Source organism: Duganella violaceipulchra (assembly GCF_019166075.1).
GTDB lineage: Bacteria > Pseudomonadota > Gammaproteobacteria > Burkholderiales > Burkholderiaceae_D > Rugamonas > Rugamonas violaceipulchra.
In genome coordinates this window covers 643,294-658,540 of the sequence record NZ_JAHTGR010000001.1, presented here as the reverse complement: position 1 = coordinate 658,540, position 15,247 = coordinate 643,294, and the positions used below count along the sequence as shown (strand labels likewise).

15 protein-coding genes are annotated in these 15,247 nt (G+C 62.5%); 9 read left to right on the top strand and 6 right to left on the bottom strand.

Going from position 1 to position 15,247, the window contains the following annotated elements; genetic code table 11:
- The first annotated feature begins 189 nt into the window (after window positions 1–189).
- The 4 genes from KVP70_RS02810 to KVP70_RS02795 are packed head-to-tail and all read left to right on the top strand — an operon-like array spanning window position 190 to window position 3,426.
- Window positions 190–459, top strand: a complete 270-nt coding sequence (locus KVP70_RS02810) for a DUF1427 family protein (RefSeq protein ID WP_217940465.1) — start codon at window positions 190–192, stop codon at window positions 457–459.
- Window positions 459–2,369: an amidohydrolase gene (locus KVP70_RS02805; protein WP_217940464.1), complete on the top strand. Its 1,911-nt coding sequence runs from the start codon at window positions 459–461 to the stop codon at window positions 2,367–2,369. Before KVP70_RS02810 ends, KVP70_RS02805 begins: the two co-directional genes overlap by 1 nt.
- Window positions 2,369–2,770: a DoxX family protein gene (locus tag KVP70_RS02800; protein WP_217940463.1), complete on the top strand. Its 402-nt coding sequence runs from the start codon at window positions 2,369–2,371 to the stop codon at window positions 2,768–2,770. Before KVP70_RS02805 ends, KVP70_RS02800 begins: the two co-directional genes overlap by 1 nt.
- On the top strand, window positions 2,770–3,426 hold the full coding sequence (locus KVP70_RS02795; RefSeq protein WP_217940462.1) for a YoaK family protein: 657 nt from the start codon (window positions 2,770–2,772) through the stop codon (window positions 3,424–3,426). The genes KVP70_RS02800 and KVP70_RS02795 overlap by 1 nt, the downstream gene beginning before the upstream one ends.
- On the opposite strand, the gene KVP70_RS02790 is transcribed toward KVP70_RS02795, so the two are convergent.
- A complete protein-coding gene (locus KVP70_RS02790) occupies window positions 3,423–4,061 on the bottom strand; it encodes a response regulator (RefSeq protein ID WP_217940461.1) in 639 nt (212 codons plus the stop codon). The two genes, KVP70_RS02795 and KVP70_RS02790, sit on opposite strands and share 4 nt — an antisense overlap.
- A gap of 10 nt (window positions 4,062–4,071) precedes the next feature.
- Window positions 4,072–5,025: an MBL fold metallo-hydrolase gene (locus tag KVP70_RS02785; RefSeq protein WP_217940460.1), complete on the bottom strand. Its 954-nt coding sequence runs from the start codon at window positions 5,023–5,025 to the stop codon at window positions 4,072–4,074.
- Between the two features lie 111 nt (window positions 5,026–5,136).
- On the opposite strand from KVP70_RS02785, the gene KVP70_RS02780 reads away from it, so the two are divergent.
- Entirely contained in the window at window positions 5,137–6,108 is a 972-nt protein-coding gene (locus tag KVP70_RS02780) for a LysR family transcriptional regulator (RefSeq protein ID WP_217940459.1), read from the top strand.
- Between the two features lie 19 nt (window positions 6,109–6,127).
- Here KVP70_RS02780 and KVP70_RS02775 read toward each other — a convergent pair whose 3' ends face one another.
- Together KVP70_RS02775 and KVP70_RS02770 are read right to left on the bottom strand one after the other, a co-directional pair.
- Window positions 6,128–7,057, bottom strand: a complete 930-nt coding sequence (locus KVP70_RS02775; RefSeq protein WP_217940458.1) for a tetratricopeptide repeat protein — start codon at window positions 7,055–7,057, stop codon at window positions 6,128–6,130.
- Between the two features lie 41 nt (window positions 7,058–7,098).
- Complete coding sequence (locus KVP70_RS02770; protein WP_217940457.1) at window positions 7,099–8,370, bottom strand: D-amino acid dehydrogenase; 1,272 nt, start codon at window positions 8,368–8,370, stop codon at window positions 7,099–7,101.
- Window positions 8,371–8,473: 103 nt separating this feature from the next.
- Between KVP70_RS02770 and KVP70_RS02765 the strand changes: the two genes are divergently transcribed.
- The gene (locus KVP70_RS02765) at window positions 8,474–10,081 is read left to right on the top strand and encodes an Lcl domain-containing protein (protein WP_217940456.1); all 1,608 of its coding nucleotides are present in this window, start codon (window positions 8,474–8,476) and stop codon (window positions 10,079–10,081) included.
- Window positions 10,082–10,092: 11 nt separating this feature from the next.
- Here the strand turns inward: KVP70_RS02765 and KVP70_RS02760 are convergent, their stop codons facing one another.
- Window positions 10,093–10,686 (bottom strand): YdeI/OmpD-associated family protein, encoded by a 594-nt coding sequence (locus KVP70_RS02760; protein ID WP_217940455.1) that lies wholly within the window; start codon window positions 10,684–10,686, stop codon window positions 10,093–10,095.
- Between the two features lie 144 nt (window positions 10,687–10,830).
- Here KVP70_RS02760 and KVP70_RS02755 point away from each other — a divergent pair, with 144 nt between their 5' ends.
- The 3 genes from KVP70_RS02755 (at window position 10,831) to KVP70_RS02745 (ending at window position 13,187) form a co-directional block, all read left to right on the top strand.
- Entirely contained in the window at window positions 10,831–11,196 is a 366-nt protein-coding gene (locus tag KVP70_RS02755; RefSeq protein ID WP_217940454.1) for a DUF4844 domain-containing protein, read from the top strand.
- A gap of 2 nt (window positions 11,197–11,198) precedes the next feature.
- On the top strand, window positions 11,199–11,909 hold the full coding sequence (locus tag KVP70_RS02750; protein ID WP_217940453.1) for a CPBP family intramembrane glutamic endopeptidase: 711 nt from the start codon (window positions 11,199–11,201) through the stop codon (window positions 11,907–11,909).
- A 141-nt stretch (window positions 11,910–12,050) separates the two neighbouring features.
- A complete protein-coding gene (locus tag KVP70_RS02745) occupies window positions 12,051–13,187 on the top strand; it encodes an endonuclease/exonuclease/phosphatase family protein (RefSeq protein ID WP_217940452.1) in 1,137 nt (378 codons plus the stop codon).
- Between the two features lie 139 nt (window positions 13,188–13,326).
- Here KVP70_RS02745 and KVP70_RS02740 read toward each other — a convergent pair whose 3' ends face one another.
- Window positions 13,327–15,186 (bottom strand): DUF885 domain-containing protein, encoded by a 1,860-nt coding sequence (locus KVP70_RS02740; RefSeq protein WP_217940451.1) that lies wholly within the window; start codon window positions 15,184–15,186, stop codon window positions 13,327–13,329.
- Window positions 15,187–15,247: the final 61 nt, after the last annotated feature.

Here is a 15,247-nt window from a genome sequence, read left to right as displayed (position 1 = left end):
GAAGATTAAACTGGTTGAACGTTTTTGCCACGCCCCGATAAGGGGGCGGGAGGCTACCTAGAAAGGGTTATTGCGGCGCACCTACCCCAAAAGAGTGAGCGAACGAGGATCATTAACGGTGATGGCAAACTCGCTGCGCGCCTCTAAACTATGGACATGTAGCGTCACCCCTTATCCGAGGAATTCCCCATGTCGAAAATGTATATCGTGTCGCTGGCCGTCGGCCTGCTGGTTGGATTAATCTATGGCTTCCTGAACGTGCGCTCGCCGGCGCCGCCGGTAATTGCGCTGGTCGGCCTGCTGGGCATCCTGCTCGGCGAGCAGCTGCCGCCGCTGCTGCGCCAGTGGTGGCAGCCGGCGGCCAAGCAGGTCTCGTGGATCGAGCAGCAGGTCAAGCCGCATTGCTTCGGCCAACTGCCATCCGCGCAAACGAATGACGAAACCAAAGGGAACGCATAATGAGTCCGGACCTGATCCTGCACCGCGGCCTGTTCACCACCCTCGATCGCAGCAATCCGCACGCCGAGGCGGTGGCCATCAAGGACGGCCGCTTCACCCACGTCGGCCGCGCCAACGAGATCCTGGCGCTGGCCGGCCCGCGCACCAAGGTGATCGACCTGCAAGGCAAGCGCGCGCTGCCCGGCCTGATCGACAACCACTGCCACATCATCCGCGGCGGCCTGAATTTCAACCTGGAGCTGCGCTGGGACGGCGTGCGCAGCCTGGCCGACGCGATGGCCATGCTGAAGGCGCAGGTGGCGATCACGCCCGCGCCGCAATGGGTGCGCGTAGTCGGCGGCTTCACCGAACATCAATTCGCCGAGAAGCGCCTGCCGACCATCGATGAACTGAACGCGGTGGCGCCGGACACGCCGGTGTTCATCCTGCACCTGTACGACCGCGCGCTGCTCAACGGCGCCGCCTTGCGCGCCGTCGGCTACACCAAAGACACGCCGGAACCGCACGGCGGCCAGATCCTGCGCGACGGCGCCGGCAATCCCACCGGCCTGCTGCTGGCCAAACCGAATGCTGCCATCCTGTACCAGACGCTGTCGAAGGGGCCCAAGCTGCCGCTGGAATACCAGGTCAACTCGACCCGTCACTTCATGCGCGAACTGAATCGCCTAGGCGTGACCGGCGCCATCGACGCCGGCGGCGGCTTCCAGAACTATCCCGAGGACTACCAGGTGATCCAGCAGCTGTCGGACGCAAAACAGCTGACGATACGCCTGGCCTACAACCTGTTCACGCAAAAGCCCACGCAGGAGAAGGAAGACTTCCTGAACTGGACGCAAAGCGTCAAGTACCAGCAGGGCGACGACTACTTCCGCCACAACGGCGCCGGCGAGATGCTGACCTTTTCGGCGGCCGACTTCGAGGACTTCCGCCAGCCGCGCCCGGACATGCCGGAGACGATGGAGGACGACCTGGAAGGCGTGGTGCGCGTGCTGGCGCAGAACCGCTGGCCGTGGCGCATGCACGCCACCTACGATGAAACCATCAGCCGCGCGCTCGACGTGTTCGAGCGCGTCAACCAGGACATTCCGCTGGCGGGTTTGAACTGGTTCTTCGACCACGCCGAAACCATCTCCGACCAGTCGATCGACCGCATCGCCGCGCTGGGCGGCGGCGTCGCCGTGCAGCACCGCATGGCCTACCAGGGCGAGTACTTCGTCGAGCGCTACGGCCACGGCGCGGCCGAGGCCACGCCGCCGGTCAAGAAAATCCTGGAGGCCGGCGTGAAGGTCTCGGCCGGCACCGACGCCACGCGCGTGGCCTCGTACAATCCATGGGTGTCGCTGGCGTGGCTCATCACCGGCAAGACCGTGGGCGGCATGCAGATGTACCCGCGCGCCAATTGCCTGGACCGCGAAACGGCGCTGCGCATGTGGACCGAGAACACCACCTGGTTCTCCAACGAAGTGGGCAAGAAGGGCCGCATCGAAGCGGGCCAGCTGGCCGACCTGATCGTGCCCGACAAGGACTTCTACGCCTGCGCCGAAAGCGAGATCGCCGACATGACGTCGCGCCTGACCATCGTCGGCGGCAAGATCGTCTACGCGGCCGGTGAATTCGCCAGCCACGACGAGCCGCCGCCGCCGGCCATGCCGGATTGGTCGCCGGTGCGCCGCTTCGGCGGCTATGCCGGCTGGGGCGAACAGATTGGCAACAACCGTGCCGCGCTGAAGGAACTGGAACAGCGCAAGCGCGAGCAGCAGCAACTGCGCCAGCAGCAGGCCGCCTGCGGTTGCGCCAACCAGTGCAACGTCCACGGCCACCAGCATGCCGGCGCGTGGGCCAGCAAGCTGCCGACGTCGGACTTGAAGAGCTTCTGGGGCGCGCTGGGTTGCGCCTGCTGGGCGGTGTGATGGCGGCGCTGCTTCAGCCTTTGCGCGCACCGTGGCTGCGCTGGATCTTCCTGCTGCTGATCTGTGCCGCTTATCTGCAAGGCGGCATCAACAAGCTGCTGGATTTCCCTTCGGCCATCGGCGAGATGCGGCACTTCGGCCTGTCGCCGGCCGGCCCGATGGCCGCGCTGGTGATCGCCGGCGAACTGGGCGCCTCGCTGATGATCTTGTGCGGCTACTACCGCTGGCTGGGCGCCGGCTACCTGGCCGCGTTCACGCTGATGGCCACCTTCGTCGCCAACCGCTACTGGGAAATGGCCGGGCCGGAACGCTTCATGGCGGCCAACGGTTTCTATGAACACCTGGGCCTGGCCGGCGCCTTTCTGCTGGTGGCGTGGCACGACATTCAAAAGGAGAGCTGATGGAGCGTGGCGAGACCAAACAAAGCATGGCGCTGGGTTTCCTGGCCGGCTATGTCGACACGCTGGGCTTCGTCGGACTGTTTGGCCTGTTCACGGCCCACGTCACCGGCAACTTCGTGCTGATCGGCAGGGCCATCGCGCGGCCGTCGCCGGACATCCTGCTTAAGCTGCTGGTGTTCCCGGTGTTCGTGCTGTTCGTGGCGCTGGCGCGTTTGCTGATACTGCACTGGGAGCGCACCGGCGGCCGCCAGCTGCGCAACAGCTTTTTGCTCCAGGCCTTGCTGATGGTGGGCAGCGTCGCCAGCGCCTGGGTGGGCGCGCCCATCGACGCACCCAATGCGCCGCTGACCTTGTTGACCGGCATGCTGTGCGCGGGCGCGATGGCGGTGCAAAACGCCTACGGCAAACTGCTGCTGGGGAAGGCGGCCGCCACCACCGTCATGACCGGCAACGTGACCCAATTGGTGATCGATCTGGTGGACACGCTGCGCGGCGACGCCGACGCGCGCGGGCGCCTGAAGAAGCTGGCCTGGCCGGTGCTGGCGTTTGCCGTGGGGTGCATCAGCGGCGCGCTGGCGTTCATGCAGGCCGGCTTTAACGGCCTGCTGCTGCCATGCGTGCTGCTGATCTGGCTGGCCAGCGCGGCCAGCGACTAGATCGACATGATGCCGCGCTTGAGGGCGATCGTCACCGCATGGGTGCGATCGTTCGCGGCCAGCTTGGACAGCACGTTCTTCATGTGCGCCTTCACCGTCTCTTCCGATATCGACAGCCGTTCGGCGATGCGCCGGTTGGAATGGCCATTGGCGGCATGACTCAACACTTCCGTTTCACGCGCGCTTAACGGGCCCTGGCCCATGTGCTGGGCCAGTTCCATCGCGATCTCCGGCGGGATGCGGCGCTGCCCCTGGTGCACGCCGCGTATCGTATCGAGCAATTCCTTGCGCAAGGTACTCTTCAACAAAAAGCCCGCGGCGCCGGCCTGCACGGCGCGCAGGATCTGCACGTCGCCCTTGTAGGTGGTCAGCATGACGACGCGTGCGCCGGGATGCGCGCGCCGTATCGCCTGCAGCGCGGTGACGCCGCACATCTCCGGCATGACGATGTCCATGATGGTGACATCGGGCCGCAGGGCCTCGTGCTGTTCGACGGCCTCGCGGCCGTTGCTGGCCTCACCGACCAGGCGCATGTCGTCCTGGCTGGCGATGGCTTCGCCCAAACCCGTGCGCAGCAAGGGATGGTCATCAACCACCAGCACGCTGATGGGGCGAGAGATGTCACGGGTTTCCATGTCGGCCAGTTTAACGCAGCTGGGTGTAATTTGCCGGCACCCACTGGTAAGCCTTGCCGGTGCTGCGCAAGTGGCCCAGGCCAGGGAAGGGCAGGTGGGCCGCGCCTATCAGTTCGCTATCCTTGGCTGCCGCCGTGAAGACTTGTTTGCGGGCTTGGGCGGCGGTCTTCGGATCGGTGTCGAAGCCGATGGTCACTTCCGGGTGGTCGAACTGGACGGCGCCGGCGTGGATCAGGTCACCCATCACCACCAACTTCTTGCCTTTGCTTTCCACCATGTAGCTGATGTGGCCCGGCGTGTGGCCATAGCTGGCGACGGCGCGGATGCCCGGCGTGATCTCGCTGGCGCCATTGAAGGGCTGCAGGTGCTGATTGGCGACGTAGGGCGCCAGCGACGTCATCGCGCCCTGGAAGAATCCCTTGCTGTCGGCCGGCGCCTGGTCCATATTGGCCTGGCTGAGCCAGAAGTCGGTGTCGTGCTTGTCGGCGCGGATGGTGGCGTTGGGGAAGGCCGCCTGGCCGTTGGCCGCAAGGCCGCCCACGTGGTCAGGGTGCATATGGGTGATCAGCACTTCGTCAACTTGCTCCGGCTGGTAGCCCGAGGCTTTCAGGTTGGCCAGCAGCTTGCCCAGCGTCGGGCCGAACAGGTTGCCGGCGCCCGCGTCGATCAGCACCAGCTTGGCGCCGGTGTTGACCAGGTAGCCGGTGACCGAGGTCTCCACCGGGTTGCCCAAGTAGGCGCGGGCCAGTTCCTGGTCGGTCTTGGCTGCGGGCTGCTGCAGCAGCTTGTTCATCGGCAGGTCGACGGTGCCGTCGCTGATCGCGGTCACTTCAAAATCGCCCAGCATGATGCGGAAGAAGCCGGGCGCATTGGTGCCGGCCAGTGGCGCGGCGGCCATGGCGGGGGCGCTGAAGGTGAAAGCCAGGGCGGCGGCAAGCGGGCTGAGTTTTTGTAAGAGTTGCATAAAAGTCCTCGTTAATGAATTTACTAAACATAGTATGCATCTTTGCAAAAAATGGCACAATATACAAAAATGCAAATGATATTTGCGTGAATTGCAAAGAGAGGAAGTGAAATGATCGATTGCCTGAAGTGCCTGTTGGCGGTGGTGGAGCACGGCAGTCTGTCCCGCGCGGCGGCGGAGCTGAAGATGGCGGTGTCTTCGGTATCGCGCAAGCTGGACGCGCTGGAGGCCGATGTTGGGGCGCGCCTGCTGCTGCGCGGCTCGCGGCAGATGCTGTTGACCGACGCCGGCGAACGCTTCCTGCCGCGCGCGCGCAACATCCTGGCCGAACTGGCCGAAGGCAAGGCCGCCGTGCAGGAGCTTGACAGCGAGCCGCGCGGCCTGCTGACGGTGACCGCGCCCGCCGCCTTCGGACGCCTGCACGTGGCGCCGGCCATCGCCGAATTCCTGCGGCACTGTCCGCTGCTGGAGGTGGAGCTGCATGTCAGCGACGATATCGTCGACCTGTCCGCGCGCCGGGTCGATGTGGCGGTGCGCGCAGGCGTGCTGCCCGACAGCGGCCTGGTGGCGACCCGGCTGGCGATCCAGCACCGCGTGGTCAGCGCCAGCCCGGCCTATCTGGAACGCCACGGCTGGCCGCAAACGCCGCTGGACCTGCTCAACCACCAATGCCTGACCGTGACCGGGCGCTCGGCGCCGCGCGGCTGGTGGCGCTTCGATGGGGTGAACCAGAACCAGCCGCTGGCCGTCAAGGGCAAGCTGCGCTGCGACGACACCGATTCGCTGCTGCACGCGGCCATCGGTGGTGCGGGACTGGTGCATCTGGCGAACTGGCTGGTGAGCGACGCCATCGTCGCCGGCCAGCTGGTGCCGGTGTTCCCGATGGCGCCGGTGGTGCGCGGCGCCGCATCGGGCAGGCGCGATCCATACGAGTCCGCCGTGCACGCCGTGCACATGCCGGGCCGTTCCAACCAGGCCAAGGCCCAGCTGCTGATACGTCATTTGAAGGAGTATTTCGGCGATCCGCCGTATTGGGATCTTGCGATGGAAGCTGCCGGGGCGGGCGAACGCCGCGCCCCGTGAAGTGGGAGGTGAGCCGGGATTAATCCCAGTCGCCACCGCCACCGCCGCCGCTGTCGCCGCCACCGCCGCCGCTGCCGGAATCGTCCCAGCCGCCGCTAACGCCGAAGTCGTTGCCGCCCATGTCATCGCGGCGCAGCAGTTCGTCGCGGGACGGATCGTCATAGACGATGTCGTTGCGCGGTTGGCTGCTGTTGCCCGAATCGTGGTTGCCGCCGGTGAACTGGCGCGCCAGCGCTTCACCCGCGACGATACCCGCGCCTACCGCGGCGCCGGTCGCCAGGCCGCCCATGATGCGCGAGCCCATACCGCTACCTTGTTGCGGCTGGCCGTAGCCCGGCTGCGGATAACCCTGCTGCGGATAGGCGCCTGGCGCATAGCCGGGCGCCGGTGCGCCGCCAGGGTTGAAGCCGGCAGGATTGTTGTAGCCGTCGTTCGGCTGCGCGTTACGGCGCGACATGAAGCGCGTCGCCAGCCAGATAAAGCCGATCAGGCCGCCACCGAGGATCAGGATGGTGCCCCAGGGGATGCCGCTGCTCTGCGGTGCGCCGTAGTTGCCGTTGCTGTAGCCGGCGTTGCTGCGGGCCGGCTGCTGCTGCGAGTAATTGGCTTTCGGTTTCTGGCCGTCGGCCAGCAGCGTGCGCAGCTTGGCCAGCGCGCCTGGATTGACCTTCGGCAAGCCGGGCGACAGCCGTTCGGCCGTCGCCAGTTCGCCCTGTGCGGCGGCGAACTTGCCTTGCTTGGCCAGCAGCTCGGCCTCCACGAAGTGCGCGGTGGCGCTGTTCGGGTGGGCCTTCAGGACCTGGTCCATCAGTGCCTGGGCGTCGCTGTACTTGCCTGCTTCTGCGGCTACATAAACATCGTGTATCGTAGGTTCGGCCGCAAACGCCGGCATCGCCAGCGCCAAAGCGCCGGCCAGCAGGGTCATACGTGCGAAAGATTTTGCCGTCATGTCAGATCTCCTTGTAGGAACAGGCTGAATATAGTGGCAGTTTACGCCATTTTCAAGCCCTGCGCGGTACGTAGTCTAACGGATGGCGTTGCAGCGCCCACTGCGGCCAGCACCGTGTCGGCGATGATGTCGGCCGTGGCGGCCGATAAAGTCCAGCCCAGGTGGCCGTGGCCGGTGTTGTAGAACACGGTGGGCGCCTTGCCGCGGCCCACGCGCGGCATCAGGTTCGGCATCATCGGACGCAGGCCGGCCCACGGCGTGACGTCGCGCGTGCAGATGCCAGGGAAGCATTGTTGCACCCAATTGTGCAGCGGCGCGATGCGGTCGGCGCGGATGTCGCGGTTGTAGCCGTTGAACTCCGCCGTGCCGGCCACGCGCAGGCGGTCCGTGCCCAGGCGGCTGGCGACCAGTTTGGTGGCATCGTCGACCAGGCTGACGTTGGGTGCTGCGGCCTGGCTGGCGGCGTCGTTCAGGTGCACGGTGATCGAATAGCCCTTGACCGGATAGACGTTGACGCGGTCGCCCAGCATGGCAGCCAGTTCGCGGCTGGCGGTGCCGGCGCAGACCACCATCGCATCGTAGCGCTGGGTATCGTCGGCGCCGTCTTGGGTGGTGGTGATGAAGGCGCCGCTGGCGTCGGCGCGCACTTTGCTCACGTGCTGCTCGAAGCGCAGGTCCACGCCCAGCCGCTGCGCCGCTTGCGCCAGGCCGGCGGTGAATTTGTGGATGTCGCCGGAGCTGTCGCTTTCGGTGTAGTGGCCGCCGTAGAACTGGCCGGTCAGCGTGGGTTCGAGGGCGCGCATCTCCTCTGGTGTGACGGCGCGCCGTGGCAGGCCGCCTTGCGCCAGCAGCCTGGATACCTCGGCCGCGTGTTCGAAATCGGCGCGGTCGCGATGGATGTGCAGGATGCCCGCGCGCTTGTGGTTGAAGTCTATGCCTTCCTGCGCGGCCCAGCTGAACAGATGCTCGCGCGCGGCCACGGCCAGCCTGGTGGTGGCGATGGTGTTGTCGCGGTAGTGGGGCAGGGCGGCGACGAACTCGGCGAACCAGGACAGCTTATGCCAGCTGGGTTTCGGACTGACCAGCAGCGGCGCATCGTTCTTCAGCATCCACTTCAGGCCTTTGATGATGGTGCTGCGGTGGTTCCAGGCTTCGGCGTTGGAGGCGGACAGCTGGCCGCCGTTGGCGAACGAGGTTTCCATCGCGGCGTAGCGATGGCGCTCCAGCAGCGTGACGGCGTAGCCTCTTCTGGCAAGCGCGTAGGCAGTGGTGACGCCGGTGACGCCGCCGCCGATGATGGCTATGGTTTTCATCCGAATCTATTAAAAGTTCCCCGCGTAGAGGCAAGAGTTTAGCATCTTGAAGTGGCGTCGGCTCCGGAAGCGGACTAGACTAGGAAAAAAGAAGGAGAAAACAATGGGGCGCATCCGTTTGCTGCTTGTTGTGCTTGGCGCTAGCCTGATCAACGCTTGCGGTGGGGGCGGCGGCGGTTCAGGGGGCAACACCCAGCCCTTTGTTCCTGTGCCGACGAACACCGCCTCCGGCACGGTCATGTTCAAGGGCGCGCCGCTGGCCGGCGCCGCCGTGACGGTGTTCCAGACCAATACCAACCGAGTCGTCGCAACCGTCGCCACCGACGCCAACGGGAATTACAGCGTTAGCGGCCTGGAGACGTCCTGCACCTTGTCCTGCAAGATCAATTACCAGTTCTCCGCATCGAAGGCCGGATACGCGTTCAATCCGTTCATGGCCGCGAACGTGTCGGGCGACCGGCTCGGCTATGTGTGGGACCCATCGGGAAAGAGTTGGTACGTCAATAGCGGCGCCGCCGTGACGCGGGCTGAATACAACGGTTCGTTTTCGAATCCCAATGGCGGTTCCGGCATCATGTTCAACGTCGTTAATTTGAATTCGACGGTTAATAATTCCATCACGGGTGCAAACTTCAATGCCTACGACGGCAGCAATCCGCCGGCGAGTGTCGCATCGACCGGGCAAGCGAGCAGCTACGTTGCCGGCGACGATGGGGCGCTGAAAAAAGGCGTGGTCTTTCCGGGCAGGCGTTACACCGACAATCAAGACGGCACGGTCAGCGACAACTTGACCGGGCTGGTCTGGTTGAAAAACGCAGGTTGCTTAAATGCGGCGCTGTGGGCGAACGCGCTGACGGAGGCCAACCAGTTGGCGAGCGGAGCGTGCGGATTGACGGATGGTTCCAAGGCCGGCGATTGGCGCTTGCCCAACCTGGTGGAGCTTGAAAGCCTGGTCGACGTCTCCGCCAGCAATCCGGCGCTAACGACCGGCAACCCGTTCACGTCCGTGTCGACCGGCATCTATTGGACCTCGACCAGCTACTACGGTGGACAGGGCGGATCGTCGAACGCATGGGCGATCCGCATGCTGGACGGGCGCCACATCAACGACACCGCCAGCTCCAATCTCAACATCAAGGCGACTTCGACGAACGCGGTATGGGCGGTCAAGGGTACGAGCACAGGAGCGGCCAGGCTGCTGGCGACGGGGTTCTACGTTTTCTACGCCAGCGGCGACGACGGCTCGCTGGAGAAGGGCGCGCCGCTACCCGCGCCACGCATGCGCGACAATGGCAACGGCACGGTAACGGACACGGCCACCGGCCTGGTCTGGTTGAAGAAAGCGGATTGCATCCAACAGAGCTGGGCGGCGGCTCTCGGCACGATCAGCACGCTTGCCAGCGGCCAGTGCGGCCTGACGGATGGTTCCGTCGCGGGCGCGTGGAGAATGCCGAACCGGAAGGAAATGCAGAGCCTGGCCGATCGCGCGCAGGGCAATATGGCGGACTATTTCAACGAGTCGTTCAACAGCTCTGCGGCGGGCATCGCTTCCCAGCCCGCCAGCTTTTCCAATTTCGCGACGTTCCAGTACTATTGGACCTCGTCCACCAATGCGGCCAGTCCCGGCGATGCGTGGAGCGTGTTCAGCTGCGACTTTGGCGTCTACAACATCCCCAAGGGAAATGCCGGGTATGCGCTGGCGGTTCGATGACGGGGCAGGACCTAGTCGTCCAAGCCTTTTCCTTTGAGGATGTGCGGAATACATTTGTTCACTCTCGCCTCGCGGGTCTTGGCTTGCTTGGCCGAGGAGAAGTGGAGCAGGTAGCCGCGTTGCCGGCCCGGCGTCAGGGCGGCGAAGGCTTCTTGCAGTTCGGGCGATTCTTCCAGCCTGTTCAGGAATTCTTCCGGCATGGCGAATTCAGCGGTCTTCTTGAATTCCACTTGCGCGCCGGACTGTTCCACCTTGATGGCTTCGCGGATGTAGGCCTTCAAGGTCGACGCCATCTTGGCGATTTCTTCGGCGCTGGTGAAGCGGATCTGGCGCCCCGCCTGCACGTTCTCGGTTTGCTGGATCAGGATGCCCTTGGGGTCCTGCATCAGCGCGCCTTTGAAGAACAGCAGCGCGCAGTATTCCTTGAAGCCGTGGATCAGCACGATGTTCTGGTCGTTGAGCGTATAGCAGGGATGGCCCCATTTGAAGTCCTCGCTCAGGTCGCAGTCGAGGGCGATGGTGCGCAGCTTTTTGTAGGCGTCTTGCCATTGGCCGGGCTTGCTGACGTAGGCATCAACCTTGGAATTCAATGTCTTCTCTGTCATAGTGTCCTCGCTGGTATCAGCAGTGGCAAAAAGATAATTATACCCGCGAGGTGCGTGGGAATCTGTGAGCTTTTCATCATGGCAAAATGTTATGCTGCTGCCGGCCAAGATCCGCCATTCACCAAATTAAATTGAAATTCTCATATGAATTATGACCCCCTTGTCGAAGTCATTGACGCACCCATCGAGATTGATGAATCGACGGTGACAAAGCTACACATCCTTAAAATGGTAGAAAAGTTTGGTTCTCTTCCAGGAGAAAACACAGCTGAAGAGAAGCAACGTCTGTCAACTGTTCTCAATGACTTGCTTGGTCGATTGATCGATGGAGTTCAAGCCAACCCGTCAAAGCTCTGGGTTCTTGCCGAGTTCCAGCGGTCACTATGTTTGGTTGAGAACGAGGACACCGAAGGGCGCGAACATTTCGGCGCTGAGCTGGAATCGATCATGGACGTCTTAAGGATCGAAAGTTCCGATGGTCTGCTTGCCGCCTACTTGGGCGGAATCTGACTATGCTGAATATTTTGCTTGCGACATACCTGTTAATCATCGGTCCATCGCTCAACATGTGGCGCAGTCTATACCCGAAGAAAGATAAGCCGCCTCGAGCACAAATGCTTCGTTATTGGTCCATGAGCTGGCCTGTTTTGGTGATGCTGGGAGTTCTTTTGATTGGCTCATGGCAAGCGGGTTACACCGTTCGCGACATCGGGTTTGATATGCCCCTGTCGAACGCAGGTGCGTGGGGCCTGGGCTTTTCTGCGCTGCTGTTGGGGGGGCTTTTCGTCGCCGGGAGCATTATTGAGCATCGTTACACGGCGGAGACCCGTGCCAAGAACGAGCGCAAGCTATTGGACTCGCCCTTCCCATGGCCGCATACAGCTGCCGAAACCGCAGCCTTTGTCGTCAGCATGACGCTCATGACGGCCGGATGGGAAGTCCTCTACCGTGGTTTCATTTTGCTGTTTCTAACGTCCTGCGTTGGTTTGCCAATTGCTGTCACAGTCTCTGCTTTTGCTTATGGAATAGGCCATGGCTACCAATCTGCCAAACAGTTGACTGCCTCGATTGCGTCTGCGTTCGTTTTTACGATTGCCTATGCTTCGACCAATAGCCTATGGTGGTTAATCGTCATCCATGCGGGGTTGCCGCTGAGCGTAGTGCCGGCAGCGTTGCGAGCATATCGCCGTAATAAAATAGAAATCCTAAATACGGCGATATAGCAGCCAGATCTACTACGAAAGCAATGGGGGCAGTTCCCGAAGCAATGGGGTCAGTTCCGGCAACGCGCCAAATAGTACTTTGCCGGAACTGACCCTGGAGCCCTGAAGCCCGACCCTGAAGCGCCTCTTAGGGAAATCTCCATGAACATTATCTGTTGGAATCTGCAACGTAACACAGGTGAGGAAAATAAACCTCGTACAAAGATCACTGAGGAAAATGCGCAAGACATCGCGACACAGATCTACAATCAGACTCAAACTCCCTTTGTTTTTTTCATTCTTGAAAATAAGGGCGCTCCTGAACAAGTGGCAATAAAAATCAGGAACGCCATCGACAAGCAGCATTCATTCCAGTGCTTCAACCTCGGAGGTAACAGCCATACGCAGGAAAATGTGGTGTGTATTTATGGAGGCGCGGGCCTGACGGTGACGGAGTACACTAAACTAGCTATCCCTATGGCATCCGTGGATGACGAATCGGAAGCGTCGAGTTCAAGCTCTTCCAGTACTGCATCCGATTTTACGTCAAGGGTTTCGGCAAGTCTTGAACGCGACTTTCGGCAGGAAAGACGGGGCATTCTTCGTAAAAATTCCATGAACGCTGATGCTGCACGAGCGACACACGACCTTCGTGGCGAGCGCCCCGAGAAAACGGTTCCGGTTTTTGATGCGGGGCGAATTCGTACACCTTTGGTGGTTGACGTAGCCTGTGGATCCTTTAAAGTCAGAGTGGCGGTATTGCACGCTCCAGGTCCCAGCGCTAAAGTCGACCATGAGGCTCAACCCCTGGCGCTAGCATATTTTAAAGTGGTGATGCCTGCATGCATGGGATCGGGCGTTGATGTCGTCATCGGTGACTTCAACCTATATAAGACCCCACCGGTCACAGCTTATTTTGACGAAGTCCCTCTGAACGCCGGAACCACCTACGGCCAAAAGGAGAGCAGATTGGATCGTATTTTTGTAAGGCGTAATCGTTTTCTTTTTGAGACAAGAGTCCTGGGCTCGGAAACCCGACCTGTTTATACCGACCACAAAGCGGTCGCTCTTCGGAATTTTGGAACAGCCGACTCGCCTGCGACCATACGCACCCAAACGCCACGCCCGACAATGGCATCGAGTAGCAGCAGTAGCAGTAGCAGTAGCAGTAGCAGTAGCAGTAGCAGTAGCAGTAGCAGTAGCAGTAGCAGTAGCAGTAGCAGTAGCAGTAGCAGTTCATCTTTCCAGCGGTCAGGTGATCGTTCAAGTAAATTGAGGCGGGTCGTTATTGATGACTAGGGGGGCATTTCGAAAAATCAAGTCAGTTCGGGCATGATGTTGACTAACCGCTTCCGACTTGGTTTCGATGATCAAACACAGCCTGTTTGCCGATCCCCCACCGCCTTTATGTGCGACACCCAATCTGAGCTATTGCAACTCAAGTCTTCTTCACGTCGTTGATGTAGCGGTCCACCACCGTCGGCAGCACCGTCAGCGGCACGCCGCAGCTTTGCAACAGCGCGTCGTTGAAGCCGGCCAGGTCGAACTTGCCGCCCAGCGCGGCCTTGGCGCGTTCGCGCTGGCGCAGGATTTCGTTGTGGCCCATCTTGTAGCCGCAGGCTTGGCCCGGCGACACGCAATAGCGGTCGATCTCGCTGGTCATCGCCTGCAGGCCGCGCCCGGTGTTCTCGACCAGGAAACGGATCGCCTGCTGGCGCGTCCACTTCATCGCGTGGATGCCGGTATCGACCACCAGGCGGCAGGCGCGGAACTGCTGCGCTTGCAGATAGCCGATCTGGCTGAACGGATCGTTGACGTACAGGCCGAATTCGTCGACCAGTTGTTCGGCGTAGAGCGCCCAACCTTCGACGAAGGCGTTAAAGCCCATCAGCGAAGAAATCAACGGTAGCTCGTCGTGATGCTCGGCCAGATAGGCGCCCTGGAAAGCGTGGCCCGGCAAGCCTTCGTGCGCGGTCAGCGTGGCCAGTTCGGACTTCGGCCACAGCGTCGTCGACTTCAGGTTGATGTAGTAGATCGCCGGACGCGAACCATCCAGCGAGGCAAAGTTCATATACCCCAGCGCGGCGCCGGCTTCGATATCGACCGGCACACGCTTGATCTGCAGCGGCACCTTCAAGTCCATGTGCGAGATCTTCGGCATCAGCGCGCGCACGGCGTTCACGCGCTCATTGCAATATGCGATCAGCTGTTCGCGGCCCTGGTCGTTGTCTGCGTAGAAGCGCTTGGGGTCCTTGGCCAGCGCCTGCAAGCGCGCGCCCACCGTGCCTTGCGTGATGCCCTGGGCCTTGAGGATGGCGTGGATGCGCGCCTGCAGCTGCTTGTTCTGTTCCAGTCCGATCGCGTGGATCTCGCTGGCGCTATGGCTGGTGGAGGTGCCCAGTTTGAGCGCCCATTCGTAATACGCGGCGCCATCCGGCAGGCGGTGCACGCCAGCGACGCTGGTTGCCTTGGCGGTGGCCCTGGCGAAGGCGGCGATCTGCCGGTCCAGCGCCGGATAGACCGCGCCTTCCACCAGCTTGGCGGCGCGCGCGTTCCAGTCGCCGGCGATGCCCAGCTTCCCGGTGCGTTCGCTGATCGAGGTGACCAGCTTTTGCGCGGCGACGGCGGTCTTGCGGTATTCCTTCAACTGGCCCAAGGCGGTGCGGGCGATGAAGTCCGGCGGCATGATGCCTTGCCCGGCCTGGTCGACGATGCGGGCGGTTTCCTGGTCCAGCATGCGCGCCATGCCGGCCACACGTTCGAGATAGGCCTCGGCGTCGGCGGCGTTGGCGATCTGGTGCTGCGAATCGAGGAATTCGGGAATGCGGGTCAGCGCGCCGTCCTGCTGCGTGACGGGGAAGGGCGCGGTGCCGCCAAAGAAACCGCTGGCGGCGCCACCGAAGGAAAAGCGCAAACCGGCGACGCCTTCGGTGGCGGCATAGCGCACGGTGTCATATCGGATCTGCGCCTCGGCGCCGAGGGCGTTGCGGTCCAGCGCGGACAGGCGGCCCAGCATGGACTTGACCTGCGCGGCCCAGGCGGCGTCGCCGACCGGGGACAAATCTTCCAGTTGCGCCTTCAGGCCGGCACGCGCGCCCTTGTCGATGCCCAGCGAGGTGGCGCTGGTCGGCGCCAGCCGCAGAATCTCGTCGGCGAAGTTATCCAGCAGCGTGGAGAACCGGGCGTCGGCCGGCGCAGCCTGCGCCAGTGCGAAGCCGGGCAACGCGCTGACGGCAGTGGCGGACAAGGCGGACAGCAGCAGGTCGCGGCGGGAGAAATTCTGGGGCTGATTGTTCATGACATCCTTTATGGGCGGGCTAAGAATTCGTGCGAGGACGACCTTAGCCCGACGGCGGGAA

What these genes read in the sequence shown, in the direction of transcription:
- KVP70_RS02780 (WP_217940459.1), top strand. Translation starts at nt 5,137, where the DNA reads ATGATCGATTGCCTGAAGTGCCTGTTGGCGGTGGTGGAGCACGGCAGT.
- KVP70_RS02800 (WP_217940463.1), top strand. Translation starts at nt 2,369, where the DNA reads ATGGCGGCGCTGCTTCAGCCTTTGCGCGCACCGTGGCTGCGCTGGATC.
- KVP70_RS02775 (WP_217940458.1), bottom strand. Translation starts at nt 7,057, where the DNA reads ATGACGGCAAAATCTTTCGCACGTATGACCCTGCTGGCCGGCGCTTTG.
- KVP70_RS02745 (WP_217940452.1), top strand. Translation starts at nt 12,051, where the DNA reads ATGAACATTATCTGTTGGAATCTGCAACGTAACACAGGTGAGGAAAAT.
- KVP70_RS02740 (WP_217940451.1), bottom strand. Translation starts at nt 15,186, where the DNA reads ATGAACAATCAGCCCCAGAATTTCTCCCGCCGCGACCTGCTGCTGTCC.
- KVP70_RS02755 (WP_217940454.1), top strand. Translation starts at nt 10,831, where the DNA reads ATGAATTATGACCCCCTTGTCGAAGTCATTGACGCACCCATCGAGATT.
- KVP70_RS02765 (WP_217940456.1), top strand. Translation starts at nt 8,474, where the DNA reads ATGGGGCGCATCCGTTTGCTGCTTGTTGTGCTTGGCGCTAGCCTGATC.
- KVP70_RS02785 (WP_217940460.1), bottom strand. Translation starts at nt 5,025, where the DNA reads ATGCAACTCTTACAAAAACTCAGCCCGCTTGCCGCCGCCCTGGCTTTC.
- KVP70_RS02795 (WP_217940462.1), top strand. Translation starts at nt 2,770, where the DNA reads ATGGAGCGTGGCGAGACCAAACAAAGCATGGCGCTGGGTTTCCTGGCC.
- KVP70_RS02810 (WP_217940465.1), top strand. Translation starts at nt 190, where the DNA reads ATGTCGAAAATGTATATCGTGTCGCTGGCCGTCGGCCTGCTGGTTGGA.
- KVP70_RS02770 (WP_217940457.1), bottom strand. Translation starts at nt 8,370, where the DNA reads ATGAAAACCATAGCCATCATCGGCGGCGGCGTCACCGGCGTCACCACT.
- KVP70_RS02760 (WP_217940455.1), bottom strand. Translation starts at nt 10,686, where the DNA reads ATGACAGAGAAGACATTGAATTCCAAGGTTGATGCCTACGTCAGCAAG.
- KVP70_RS02750 (WP_217940453.1), top strand. Translation starts at nt 11,199, where the DNA reads ATGCTGAATATTTTGCTTGCGACATACCTGTTAATCATCGGTCCATCG.
- KVP70_RS02790 (WP_217940461.1), bottom strand. Translation starts at nt 4,061, where the DNA reads ATGGAAACCCGTGACATCTCTCGCCCCATCAGCGTGCTGGTGGTTGAT.
- KVP70_RS02805 (WP_217940464.1), top strand. Translation starts at nt 459, where the DNA reads ATGAGTCCGGACCTGATCCTGCACCGCGGCCTGTTCACCACCCTCGAT.